The sequence below is a fragment of the Chitinophaga sp. CCNWYY40 genome, assembly GCF_037483205.1.
Classification (GTDB): Bacteria; Bacteroidota; Bacteroidia; order Chitinophagales; family Chitinophagaceae; genus Chitinophaga; species Chitinophaga ginsengisegetis.
This window is the reverse complement of sequence record NZ_JBBHLF010000003.1, coordinates 327,767-341,711: the sequence shown is the minus strand read 5'-3', so window position 1 is coordinate 341,711 and position 13,945 is coordinate 327,767. Positions and strand designations below refer to the sequence as shown.

Here is a 13,945-nt window from a genome sequence, read left to right as displayed (position 1 = left end):
AACGGGATATTTGTATAGTTTTGCGGCTTGTTATGCAACTATCTTCTTTCTTCGAACTGATTATTATACTGGTGGCAATTATTGCCATTGCGGTACTGTGTGTAAAAAAACGTAAGCTCACCCCGGGCGGTGGCGTGATGGCAGCGGCAGTAGCCCTGCTGGTAGCCGCCGGAACCGGCTACGGCGGACTGTTATTGCTCGGCGCATTTTTTATCATGGGCATAACCGCCACTTCGCATAAGAAGCACCTGAAAATTTTTCCGGGAGAAAACCATCCCGAACAGCGCACGGCTGGTCAGGTATTTGCCAATGGCGGAGTGGCCGCTATCATGGCGTTGCTGGCGCTCATAAGCCCTGACATCGACGATATGTACCAGATGATGCTGGCCGCCAGCCTGGCTGCGGCTACTGCCGATACGCTGTCGTCCGAACTGGGCATGGTATACGGCCGCAACTTTTATAATATCCTCACCTTTAAAAAAGAGGCCAGGGGACAGGATGGGGTAGTCAGCCTGGAAGGCACCCTGCTGGGCGCTGCGGGAGCCGGCATCCTCGCTTTACTTTACGGTATCTGTTTTGGTATGGACGAAACCGTATGGTTTGTGGCCATTGCCGGTATTGCCGGTAACCTGGCAGACTCCCTGCTGGGCGCCACACTGGAACGCAAACACATCATCGGTAATGATACGGTGAATTTCGGCAATACCTTGTTTGGCGCTATTACAGCGATGCTGTTGTACCTGCTGTAACCCCATGTAGATAGGATTCCTATGTTGTCACATATGTTATTCTGCTGCAAATGATAAAATTTAGTAAACCTTTTACCATTTTTATTGTTGATAAAGGCTGGGAGATACCCTTCTGGTTGCTATTGATGTATGTAGATAAGGAAGGGTATCCTTCACGACCGTCTTCAAAAACTGATTTGTAGCTCATATTCTATGGGAAAAAACGTGCCCGTCGCACGTGCAACCCCCTTTTGTCTGTCCGGTTATAACATTGACATATCCTTTATGCGGCACTGTATCCTGCTACCACCACGCAATGTGAATAAGATCATGGAGTTTATTGTACCCCGGACGGAAATGGTAAAACGATTGTTTCGTGATAACACCTCAATAAAAGTATTTACTTCTACATACTGAAATGATGTACAGCACAAACTGACAGGGATTTAACGGGGAAGTCAAATTACTTCGGTAATCATTACTTATTGACATCTTAAAGGATCTCGTATGAGCATAAACATGAAATCAAAGTTAATGCTGTTGTTAGCGTTTTCCGGGCTGCTGTATAAGCCGGTAGCAATACAGGCGCAGCAAAATCTACAGTTCAGCCAATATGTTTTTAACATGTTGAGCGTGAACCCGGCTTACGCAGGTTACAAAGAAGAGCTGTTTGCCAATGCCATTTACAGAAAGCAATGGGTTAATTTCCCCGGTGGGCCTCAAACCGGCGGCGTATCTGTAGACGGCGCCCTGAACGCCTCCCGCGATAACCGCGTAGGATTGGGGCTGCAGGTAATGTACGATAAACTGGGCCCCCAGGACGCTACCTCCATTTATGGAATGTACTCCTATCGTATTCCGCTGAATGAAGACGGCGATAAGCGTTTATGCCTGGGAGTAGGAGCCGGGGTTACGCAATATGCCATCGACGGCAACGCGCTTGTGTACAACGATGATAATGATCCTACCATTCCTATGGGCAGGGCATCTACCTGGGTACCCGATGCACGGTTCGGGATCTATTACTTTACCTCGAAATTCTACGTAGGCGCCTCTGTAATGGATCTCTTTTCCCTTTATACAGATGCCTCCCGTTATTACTGGAAAGGATACCAGTATAAAACCATCCGTAAAACACAACACCTGTATGTAAACGCCGGTATGATGTTCGACTTGTCAGAAACGGTAAAGTTCAAGCCATCTATCCTGGTAAAAGAAGACTTTAAGGGACCCACCAATGTAGACCTCACCGCTTTATTCTTTATAGCCGACCGCCTTTGGGTTGGCGGCTCTTACCGCACCGGGGTGAAGATCTGGAGTAAACCCGCGCTGGATAAAAACCTGGAACAACTGGATGCCGCCAGTGCACTGGTACAGTTTAATATCACCAATCAGTTCAGGTTGGGATATGCGTACGATCTTACCGTTAGCAAAATGTCTTCTTTCCAGAGCGGATCACATGAAATATCCATCGGGTTTTTATTCCCCGGCAAAAAAGCCAGGGTGATCAGTCCGAGATATTTCTAATGCAGGGTATTCATTTAAATACACACTATGAAAAAATATGCTGGTATAATTCTACTCATCTTATCGGTACAGTTTTTACAGGCACAGGAACAATTGTCGCTGGACCAACAGGCTGCTGTTTACTACAACAAATACGACTACGCAAAAGCGGCTTCCCTGTATGAAAGGATTGCCGCAAAGAGAAAGGACAAAACAAAAACCCTTGTGCTGGAACGCCTGGCAGAATCCTACCGGCATATCAATGAATATGCAGCGGCCGCCGATTGGTATGCTAAAATGCTGGCCCGCCCCGATGCCCCTGCTGATGCCCGTTTATACTACGGCGATATGCTCAAAAGTTTAGGTAAATACGCCGAAGCAAAAGCAGCTTACACACAATATGCACAAACCGGTAACCAGGAACGGGTAAAGAACAGGATCGCCGGCTGCGACGCTGCACAGGAATGGATACAAACACCCACGCCTGTTGCCATCCGCAATGTGGAACGGCTTAACACCATTGGCTCCGACTGGGGCGCTACTTACTATCCCGGCGGCATCGTATTCGTGTCCGACTCGCTATACCGCAACCAGCTGGAAAACGGCAGCCATTTTAACAGGAATGTATATGGCCGCACCCGCACTGATTTTCAGGGCCTTTATATTGGAGATACCGCCAACTATGGCAATGTATACATCAAAGATTTTTCCCCGGCATTTAACTGGTCGAAATACCATGTAGGCCCCGCCGTTTTTGACAAAGATTACCGCACGGCCTATGTAACCATGACAAACGCCGATCGTCGCATTCCTGCCGTAAAAGAAGATAAAGTGAAGTACGGCTATCGCCGCCTGGAGTTATTCTCCGCCCAAAAAGATGCAAATGGCAAATGGGGCGAACTAACGGCATTCCCCTACAATAAACCCGATGAATATTCCCTGGGCCACGCGGCTCTCAGCAATGATGGCAACACCCTTTATTTTGCGGCCAACATGCCCGGCGGACAGGGAGCCACAGATATCTGGTACAGCGAAAAACAAGGTGATGGCAAATGGAGCGCACCGGTAAACTGCGGCCCGGGTATTAATACTTTGGAAGAAGAGGAGTTTCCAACCATAGCCCCCGATGGCAGCCTGTACTTTTCCAGTAAAGGATGGACCGGCATGGGTGGCTTCGATATTTTCCACAGCAGCGGTAGTAAAACCCAGTGGAGTACACCGGAAAACCTTCGCTATCCCACCAATTCCGCGGGCGACGATTTTTATTTTGTAGCCGCCGCCAACGGAGATACCTACTTCGCCTCCAACCGCACCGGCGGCAAAGGAAGCGATGATATTTATTCCATCACCACACCCTCCGCCTACACACTTACCCAATTAACACCGGGACTCGTAATCCCATTCACCGGTACGGTGTGCCCGTCATTAGCAGCCACATGTATTTACATCTATAACAAACAACGGCAAATCGGCTGGTGCTTTATCGGGGAAGCCGGCAGGGAAATTACCCTGACACTGGAAAAAGATACCGACTATGAAATCCGCCTCCATTATCCTGGTGGCACACGCGTGGAAATTATTGAGTTCAATACACGCGGCATGAAAGACGGGGAAGTGCTGAGAAAAGATATCTGTAAATAAAAAGAAGAACGAATGACGGCTTTTTTTCTATTTTTACGATATCAATCAAAACACCGATCTCTCCGCGCCTAGATTTTTATGGAATGCACCAGTTAGAAGATGAGAAGGAATTGCTCCAGCGGGTAGCCAACGCCGATCAGGAGGCATTCAGTGTACTTTATGAACATTATGCCAGGCATGTGTACGGCCTTGCCCTGCGCCTGATGAAATCGCCGGAGATAGCACAGGACCTTACCCAGGAAGTTTTTGTAAGAATATGGGTGAAAAGAGCCCACCTGCTTACTGTACAGCAATTCAGACCCTGGCTCAACACCATTACCCGCAATATGGCGATGGATTACCTGCGGAAAAAAGTAGCGGCTCCGGAAAATGAAGAATACCTGACCAGCTTTTTTACCGATACAGCGCCTTCCGTAGAAGAACAACTGGCGCTGAAACAACTGGAAGGGGCCATTTTACAGGCGGTAGACCAACTTTCCCCTCAATTAAAAACCGCTTTTATGCTGAGTCGTTTCCAGGGATTAACCCATACGGAAATAGCTCAACGCATGAATATTTCACCCATTACCTCCAGAAGTCATTTAGTACGGGCATTGGCTATTATCCGTAAATACCTGGAAGAAAACTTCCCGGAAATTGCACTGGTGGCTCTTTTGTACCTGACGCCATTATTTTCTGCTTTTTTTTAAGAAAGTATGCATTACCCCCCGGATGTATTTACGTCTATAGTAGCGAAGGGTAGTAACAACATCAACCATTATTATTTAAATGCATGCAACCTGCCGACAAGGAATTTGATGAACTGTTCCGCAAGTATACGGACGATACCATGACACCGGAAGAGTTCCGGCAATGGCGGGTGATGCTCCTGGATGAGCGCAACACTGCCAGGCTGGAAAGCTTGCTGGCGGCGCTTGCCGATACCGACCACTCGGCATTCGGACAGGAGGCGCCCCTGCCGGAAATGTACGCGCATATTATACAAGCCATCCCATCAAAAGCAACAGATAAACCACCGCGCCGCCTGATTTGGTGGGCAGCAGCGGCATCCCTGCTGCTACTCATTGGCACCGGTATTTTCCGCTGGCAGCAGCAAGCCGGCAAACAGCAGCTGGCAGCAAAATACGACGTGGCGCCCGGCAGCAGCAAAGCCGTATTGAAACTGGCCGACGGCTCCGTAATCACACTCGACAGCGTTGCCAAACGGCAGATACAGTTGGGCAATGCCACCGCCCAACAGGTAAACGGCCAGTTGAATTACGCACCTTCCTCCAATGGGGAAGCTGCCGGTATCAATGTACTCACAACGCCCCGCGGCGGCCAGTTCCAGGTAGTATTACCCGACGGCACCAAAGTATGGCTGAACGCCGCCTCTTCACTCAGCTATCCTACCGCTTTTACCGGCCGGGAACGACTGGTGGAAGTGAGTGGGGAAGCCTATTTTGAAGTAGCGAAGGACGCACACAAACCCTTCCGGGTAAAGATCAGCAAACAGGAAAGCTATATTGATGTACTGGGCACTCACTTCAACATAAACGCTTACCCCGATGAAGCAGCCATCCGCTCTACCTTGCTGGAAGGGCGTATCCGCTTCAGCGCAGCGCAGGCGGTGGTATTGCAGCCAGGACAGCAGGCTGTTTTAGCGGCAGGTACGCAAACGCCGCAGGTGGTGAACGGGGTAGATACCAGCGCGGTAATGGCGTGGCGCAGCGGGCTGTTTAATTTTGAAGGACAACACCTGCGGGAGGTAATGCGGCAACTGGCCAGGTGGTACAACATCGAGGTAGTGTACGACCAGGAAGTGCCGGATGTGGTGTTTGGCGGAAAAATAGTGCGGAATGTAAGCCTGACGCAATTGCTCAAAATATTGACCGATGCCGGCATTCACTTCAGGCTGGAACCGGGAGGAAAGCTCATCATACAACCTAAATAAACCAATCATAAAAAACGAAAACCGGAAGTGCTTGGACCCACTTCCGGTTAGTAGTTCAGTCGTTTTAAATTTTCCGTAAGAGAATCTATTATCAACCAAACCAAATGCAATTTATGCAAAAAAATGCTTATTGTGGCCACCTGTTATGGTGGAGGCATCGTTACATTACCAAAATCTTGTTCGTAATGAGGCTGACCTTTTTACTGCTGACCATTACTTTTCTCAGTGTGCATGCATCAACTTTTTCGCAAAGTGTCACACTTTCAGGAAAGGATCTTTCCCTGAAGAAAATTTTTACTGCTATCGAGCAGCAAACAGGCTATGTAGTTTTTTACAACAGCGAATTGCTGAAAACAGCGAAACCGGTAACGGTAGCGGCGGAAGAGATGCCATTGGCGGCTTTCCTGGAAACGGCTTTTAAAGACCAGCCGCTGAAGTACACCATCACCGATAAAGTGATTACACTTGCAGTAAAGCCACCGCCACTGGAAGGAAAACTGCCTTTTGTGGTAAGTGCTTTTATAGAAGTGAGAGGAACCGTGCTGAATGCGGTGAATAAAGAGCCCATTGCATCGGCATCTGTAAAAATAAAAGGAAAGAACAGGGGCGCTATTACCGATGCACAGGGCAACTTTGTGCTGAATGCAGAACCCGGCAATGTGTTGGTCATTACTTCTTTGCAATATGAAACACAGGAAATAAAGATCATCCCTAATCAGCCTGCACTCACGGTGCTGATGAATCCCGCGGTATCCAAACTGGATGAAACCGTAGTAACGGCTTTTGGTATAGAAAAGAGTTCTAAAGAAGTGGGTTACAGCGTAGCCAAAGTGAGCGGGGCAGATATCAACCGCGCCAATTCCGGCAACCTGCTTCAGGGGTTGGCCGGTAAAGTATCCGGGTTAAATATTGCTGTACAGAGTGCCGACATGAACCCGCAGATGCGGGTACTGATCCGCGGCATCCGCTCTTTTAGCACCACCAGTAATAACCAGCCGCTGTTTATCCTGAATGGTACGCCATTGTCTTTTGGATCGGATAATGGCTCCGCCGCCATGATCATGGACTTTATCAATAACATCAACCCTGCGGATATTGAAAACGTAACCGTGCTGAAAGGCGCGAATGGTACGGCCTTGTACGGACCGGAAGGAGTAAATGGTGTGATCATTATCACCACCAAAAAAGGACAAAAAGGTAAACCCGCTATCAACTTCCGCAACAGCGTAAACTTTTCCCGCCTCGATTTCCGGAACGATAAGAATAAACAACGACGCTTCGGCACCGGCAGCGGGCTGGTAGATGACAAAGGAAACGGTATTTACAGCAGCCTGGATAAAAACGGCTGGGGCCCCGCCTACGATGGCCGGCTGGTACCGATTGGAAGAGCCGATGAAAACGGCGACTACCAGATGGTGACCTACTCTGATAAAAAGGACGCAAGACGCTTCTTCCATGTAGGCCGTACCGTACAAAATAACCTGTCTGTTTCGCAATCAGATGCCATCTCCGATTTCTATCTCGGCCTGAGTGCCGTGAATCAAACGGGTATGGTACCCGGCGATAAACAGGATGCCGTCAACCTCTTCTTCAGCGCCGGCCGTAAACTGGGCAAACTGAATGTACAGTTGAATTTGAACTACTCCCGCACCAATACCGATAAAGGACCTGAGTTCACTGATATGCTGAGTACACCCACTTTTATCCCTATCCTTAGTTATAAAGATTATGAAAATAATAAGTGGGCAGATCTTAACCATTATTGGAATGACAATGATGTGATGAGCCCCTACCAGGCTGCAGCAAACCGCAGGAAAAAAGGGACAGATAATGCGGTGATAGCGGGTTTGGTCCTGACAGGAAAAGTATTGCCCTGGCTAACGGTAACGGATAAACCGAGTATTGTATATGACGGATTTTATGAAAGAGCCGTCATAAAGCCGCAGAACTTTTCTGACTTTGCAAAAATAAATGGTGGCTATAACCGTTTCCGCGACCGGCTTACACAAATGAGCGAGGAATCCCGCATTGTTACTACCCTTAACAACGACCTGCTGATAACAGCCTTAAACCGTGCCGGCGATTTTAACTTCCGCACCACCTTAGGAAGTTCTGTAAAAGAAAATTATTACAAGAAATTAATGGGTACCGGTAATCCCATCATACCGGTGTTTAACCTGGCCTTTTCCCGTGACCTGCCTTCCGGGAGCGAAGAATCGTTGCTCACCCGCAATTACTCCTTCTTTGGTACTTCTGGTATTGGTTATAAAGACAAAGTATTTGTGGAGCTGATGGCGCGTAATGACTGGGATTCCAAACGTGCAAAAGTAGGTAGGGGTAAAGATCTGTATATAGGCGGTAATACTTCGGTGATCCTGAATGAAGTAATTTCCTCCCTGAAAAATTATACCTGGCTATCCCGTTTGCAGGTACGCGCAGCGGTCAATACCACGGCCAATATGAACATTGAGCCTTATCAGTCTGAAAGGACATTAGAGATGGCTTATGCTAATAGTTTTCCTTATCCGGGCACTTCAGATGAAGGCATCATTGCCTATAAATACATGGAAGGTAATCCTAACCCATACCTGAAACCGGAAAAGATCCTTAGCCAGGAATATGGCGTTGGTGTAAGCTTATGGAAAAACCGCGTATCAGCAGACTTTACCTGGTACACACAACGTAATAACGGGGTGATCATGAAAGTAAAGATCCCCTGGTTAAGTGGTGGCAGTACCATAGATAACCTGGGCGTGATGCGCAACTACGGCTGGGAAACAGACCTGAAATTTGATCCCATTATTAAAACCAGAAGCGGCTTTACCCTCAGTGCTGATATACGTATAGCCATGAACGATAATAAGGTCATCTCTATCAGCGATGCCTATGATGGATTGTTTCCGCTGAAAATACCCTACTACGGCAACATGTACGGTGTAGTAGCCCGCACCGGCCAACGCGCCTTTGAATATCAGGTGTATGATTTAAAAAGAGATGCAGAAGGCAGGGTGGTCGTAGATAAAGAAACCGGTATGCCGGATGTGGATGTGAACAAACCCATTTATGGTGGTCGTACCTTACCGAAGTATTCCGGTGGAATGAGTTTGAACTTCGGCTTTAAGGGATTCACCTTAGCGGTAATGGGAGAATTCAATACCGGCGCCATGCACTACTCTGAAGTGATGGAATATGATGTGCTGTACGGATTCAGCGTACTTACTACATATAACGACAGGAAGCCTTTTATTTATCCAAACTCATCATATGATGATGGCACCGGTAAATACGTGTCTAACACCAGTGTATATACGAAAAGTGCCAACCAGGAATTATACAGCCACTTTACCAATGCTTCTACCAATTACCTGACCAAAGCAGATTTCTTCAAAATAAGGGAAGTGGTGATAGGTTACGAACGCTTCTTTAAAACAAAAACTATCAAGAAACTCAACTTAAGTGTATATGGCCGAAACGTGTTCAACTTCTATGCAAAAGCAAATAAATCAGGTGATCCGCAGCTGATCAAAGGTCCTGGCGACAGAGGCTACCGGACTATCCCCGACAACCTTTCGGGATCGGCTTCCGGCGTTTCTACCGTTCCGGGCATTGCACAATATGGGGTGATTACTACTGTGAGTTTCTAACAACAAAAAAATTAAACTGATGCGCAAACGATATCACATTTTAGCGGGAGCTTTACTAACTGCCGCCACACTCATCACCGGATGTAAGAAGGGCTGGATCGACATTAACTACAATCCGATGCAGCTCACAGAAAACAATGCCACACCGGATCTTATGCTGCCGGATATGTTGTTCAACAGCATATCCGGTGTGAACAGCGAAACGGAAGCGCAATGGATGGGCTACTGGACATTTGCAGAATATTCTTCCGGAGCCACTGTGCTTACCTATTACCGGCTGGGCGATAGTTTTTTTGGCACCAGCTCCCCCGACCCGGCTATCCTGCTATGGGAAGCCAATGCCAGGTTGCATAACCAACCCTATTACATCGGTATCGCTAAAGTGATCAGGGCATTGCAATGGAGCCGCGCGGTGGATAACAGTAACAATATGCCTTACAGCGAGGCCAATAATACCAGCATCCGCAAGCCAAAGTACGACAGCGGAGAGTTTATTTATGAAGACCTGATGACACAACTGGACAGCTCTATTATCCTGATCAGGGACGCTCCGCAGGATAAGGCGCTCCGTATATCCATTGCGGATATTATGTTTCATGGCGACAAACAAAAGTGGTTTAAGTTTATCAATACCCTCAAACTACGGTTGCTGGTACACCAGGCCAACAAACCCGGCAGAGCCGATTACATCAAAGGAGAAATAGCGAAGATTGTAGCACAAGGTTCCGGCTTTTTAAGCAGTGGAGAAAATGCGGATATAAATCCCGGTTTTACCGATCAGAAGCCATCCAGGTATTATGCAAAATATTCACAGTATGATGTATATAACCGCTTTTATACCGCTGCCGGTGACAAAATGGTACCGAACTGGCAGATGGCTTCTGCCAATGTAACGGCCATGAATATGCTGAAAGAAAATCACGACCCCCGTCTCGGTTTCTTTTACTCACCCGCCCGTGTGCCGTTGCCTGCCAATGCAGTGGAACCATTTACACAACCTGGTCCGCAGGAATACAGGGGCAATAAATTCGGTTTGCCGGTAGATGAACAACAGTACCCTTACAACCGTACGGAATATGTGTCACAGGTTGGCGGCGTACGCACTTTCCGTACGCCTGTATCGCCTTTATCGACCGGTATCATAAAAGGCTATGACATGCCCTGCTGGATCATCACCAGCATCGAAAGCATGTTCCTTCAGGCAGAAGCCATTCAGCGCGGATGGTTGCCCGGTGATCCCGAAACGGCTTATAAGAACGCCGTGAAAGAATCGTTCCGCTGGCTCAATGTAGGCGGCAACACCACGGTGCCTTCCCTGTCGGATGATGCTTTCAATACCTGGTACAATGCGGAAACAGCTGCCGTCAATCCAAAGGTGAGCTGGGCCGCCGCACCGGATAAATACAAACTGCTGATGTTCCAGAAATACATGGCCTTTAACGGTATTGAACCTTTTGAAGCATGGGTGGACTACCGCCGCAACGGAAGGTTCCCGGAAATCCCATTGTCTTACGACCCCGCCAGGGTGGGCAATATCATGCCTATCCGGTGTCCTTACCCGGTATCAGAAATGGTACAGAACAAGGAAAACCTGCTGGCACAGGGTCCTATCGACATCTTCACCAGCAAAATCTGGTGGATGCCATAATCATCTTCTAAAAAAAATAACGGTTATCATGATAAAATTTTGTTGCAGCATTGCAGCATGGGGGATGCTATTGTCTGTCGTTACCGGCAGCATAGCCCATGCACAACAAACCGGTGAAACAGTGCCGATGGATCCGGAAGTAACGATAGGTAAACTCCCCAACGGGTTTACCTATTATATCCGGAAAAATACCACGCCGGAAAAAAGAGCGGTAATGTACCTGGTGAACAAAGCCGGGTCTATCCTGGAAACAGACGAACAGCGCGGCCTGGCGCACTTCCTGGAGCATATGGCCTTTAATGGCACTACTCATTATCCCAAAAATGAACTGGTAAATTATCTCCAGAAATCAGGCGTGCGTTTTGGCGCAGACCTTAACGCCTACACGGGGTTTGATGAAACCGTATACCAGCTGCCGGTATCCGTGGAAGATAAAACCGTTTTCCGTAATGCCATGCAGATCATGCGCGACTGGGCACAGGAGCTCACCCTCAGCGATGAGGAAATAGATAATGAAAGAGGCGTGATCCTCGAAGAAAAAAGACAACGCCTGGGTTCCGCACAACGCATACAGGATAAAGTAATGCCGTTGTCAGTGAACCAGTCGCTGTACGCCTCCCGTTTGCCGATAGGCACGGAAGAAGTACTGAAAAACTTTAAGCATGAACAGATCCGCGCTTTTTATAAAGACTGGTACCGGCCCGACCTGCAGGCATTGATCGTAGTGGGCGATGTAAATGTGGCGCAGATAGAAAAATCCATCCGCGCTATGTTCGCCGATCTGCGCTCACCCGCACAGCCGAAAGAACGTAAATACACCACTATCCCGCTCACCGGCAAAAACCAGTTCCTGGCGGTAACAGATCCGGAAGTGGCCACCACCCGCCTGGAACTCACCATCAAACAGCCGGGAGCCACCATTAAAACAAAAACGGATTTCAGCAATATCCTCATCCAATCCCTGTTTAACAGCATGGTCAGCGATCGCATGAATGAAGTGGCACGGCAAAAAAATGCCCCCTTCCTCAGTGGTGGTGCAGGCTTTGGTAAAATGATGGCCAATCTCAGCGGCCTTAGCGGCAGGGTAGTACTCAAGCCCGGTGAAACAGAAAAAGGCATCAAAGCCTGGTGGACAGAACTGCAACGGATAAAGAAATACGGCTTCACCGAAGGAGAATTGCAACGGGCAAAAACCTCCTTCCTCAGCAACGTTTCCCTGAGCTACAAGGAGCGGGATAAAACCCCTTCGGAATCGTATGTAAGGGAATATGTAAAACACTTCCTGGAAGGTGAAGCAAGTCCGGGCAGCGCATATGAAACCGCCTTGTACAAAGCCATTACCGACACGCTCACGTTGAAGGGTTTTAATGCTGTTATACAATCCTACTTTAAGGACACCGACCGTGATCTTATCCTGGTGGCCAACGACAAACAGAAAGACTCCCTTCCTTCGGAAGCCACCGTGCTGCAATGGATGAACGAAGCTGCCACCGCGTCCATCGCTGCCTATGAAGATAAAAAAGTACTGCGTACCACGCTGCTCGACAGTGCCCCGCAACCGGGTACTATCATCAGTGAGAAAGTGATCAAAGACCTGGGCATCACTTCCCTGGAACTCAGCAACGGACTGAAAGTGCTGCTGAAACCAACCAGCTTTAAAAAAGATGAAATCTTGTTTAATGGTTTCAGCCGCGGAGGTTTATCACAGGTAAGTGACGCTGATTTTTATAACGCCAGCATCGCTGCTTCACTCGTTAGCGCCAGCGGCGTATCAGATATGACCCAGACGGAATTACGCAAACTACTCACCGGGAAAAATGTGTCGGTATCACCATTCATCAGCGAAACATCAGAAGGCATCTCCGGCGGTGCTGCCGATGAGGACCTGGAAACCGCGCTGCAACTGGTATACCTGTATTTTACCAGTCCGCGTAAAGACCCGGTGATGTTCAGCAATATGATTGAACAGGCGAGGCTGTCGTACGCCAATGCCAACAAAGCGCCGCGGCAACTATACAGCGACACCCTCAACGCTGTAATGGCTAATTATCACTTCCGTAAGATGCAGCTGCCGGAGCAACAACTGAACCTGCTCGATGCAGATCAGGCGCTGGCCATTTATAAAAACCGGTTTGCAGATGCTGCCGGCTTCACTTTCACTTTTGTTGGGAACTTTAACACCGATAGCATCAAACCATTGCTGGTTAAGTACCTTGGATCATTGCCGGCTTTACATAAACAGGAAGATGTAAAGGATCTTCAGCTGAATTATCCGCAGGGCAGGGTAGTGAAAAAAGTAGTAGCTGGTAAAGAGCCGCAGGCAATTGTTACCCTCGCTTTCAGCGGTTCCTTTCCGTATGATATCACCACCAGCGATCAGATGAAAGCACTGGCAGGGGTACTTAATATCCGTCTTACAGAACGGCTCCGCGAACAGGAAGCAGGCGTATACAGCGTTAATGTAAATGCCAATACCCGCAAAGTACCTTCCGGTGAATATATGTTTGGCATTAATTTTATCTGCGACCCGCGCAACGTGGAAACCTTGATCCTTAGCGTTAACAGTGAAATTATGAAGTTGAAAACAACAGGCGTGGCAGAAGATGATGTGGTAAAATATAAAGCCGGCTATAAAAGCAGCGTGGAACGGGCGTTTAAAGAAAACGGATTCTGGCTGAATTATATCGCTTCCACGCTCCTGAACCAGGAACCTTTGCAACAGCCGGATATAAAGGACCGGCTACAACAAATCACACCGGAAACTTTACAGCAAACCGCTGTGAAATATTTTAACAATGCTAACTATATCCGCGCCGTACTGGTACCGGAAAGTAACTAAACAAAC

8 protein-coding genes are annotated in these 13,945 nt (G+C 48.1%); all 8 read left to right on the top strand.

The features are described 5' to 3' along the window. The first annotated feature begins 32 nt into the window (after nt 1-32). The gene (locus tag V7S65_RS11970) at nt 33-749 is read left to right on the top strand and encodes a DUF92 domain-containing protein (RefSeq protein ID WP_336386976.1); all 717 of its coding nucleotides are present in this window, start codon (nt 33-35) and stop codon (nt 747-749) included. 498 nt (nt 750-1,247) lie between these two features. Continuing rightward, entirely contained in the window at nt 1,248-2,255 is a 1,008-nt protein-coding gene (locus V7S65_RS11965; protein WP_168771294.1) for a PorP/SprF family type IX secretion system membrane protein, read from the top strand. A gap of 27 nt (nt 2,256-2,282) precedes the next feature. Then, nucleotides 2,283-3,875 (top strand): hypothetical protein, encoded by a 1,593-nt coding sequence (locus V7S65_RS11960; protein ID WP_336386977.1) that lies wholly within the window; start codon nt 2,283-2,285, stop codon nt 3,873-3,875. Nucleotides 3,876-3,958: 83 nt separating this feature from the next. Further along, complete coding sequence (locus V7S65_RS11955) at nt 3,959-4,564, top strand: RNA polymerase sigma factor (protein ID WP_336386978.1); 606 nt, start codon at nt 3,959-3,961, stop codon at nt 4,562-4,564. 83 nt (nt 4,565-4,647) lie between these two features. After that, nucleotides 4,648-5,808 carry a FecR family protein gene (locus tag V7S65_RS11950; protein ID WP_336386979.1) on the top strand — a complete coding sequence of 387 codons (1,161 nt, stop codon included), beginning with the start codon at nt 4,648-4,650 and terminating at the stop codon, nt 5,806-5,808. Between the two features lie 185 nt (nt 5,809-5,993). Further along, complete coding sequence (locus V7S65_RS11945) at nt 5,994-9,452, top strand: SusC/RagA family TonB-linked outer membrane protein (protein ID WP_336386980.1); 3,459 nt, start codon at nt 5,994-5,996, stop codon at nt 9,450-9,452. Nucleotides 9,453-9,471: 19 nt separating this feature from the next. Continuing rightward, nucleotides 9,472-11,100, top strand: a complete 1,629-nt coding sequence (locus tag V7S65_RS11940) for a SusD/RagB family nutrient-binding outer membrane lipoprotein (RefSeq protein ID WP_336386981.1) — start codon at nt 9,472-9,474, stop codon at nt 11,098-11,100. A gap of 28 nt (nt 11,101-11,128) precedes the next feature. Next, on the top strand, nt 11,129-13,939 hold the full coding sequence (locus V7S65_RS11935; protein ID WP_336386982.1) for a M16 family metallopeptidase: 2,811 nt from the start codon (nt 11,129-11,131) through the stop codon (nt 13,937-13,939). Nucleotides 13,940-13,945 lie beyond the last annotated feature (6 nt).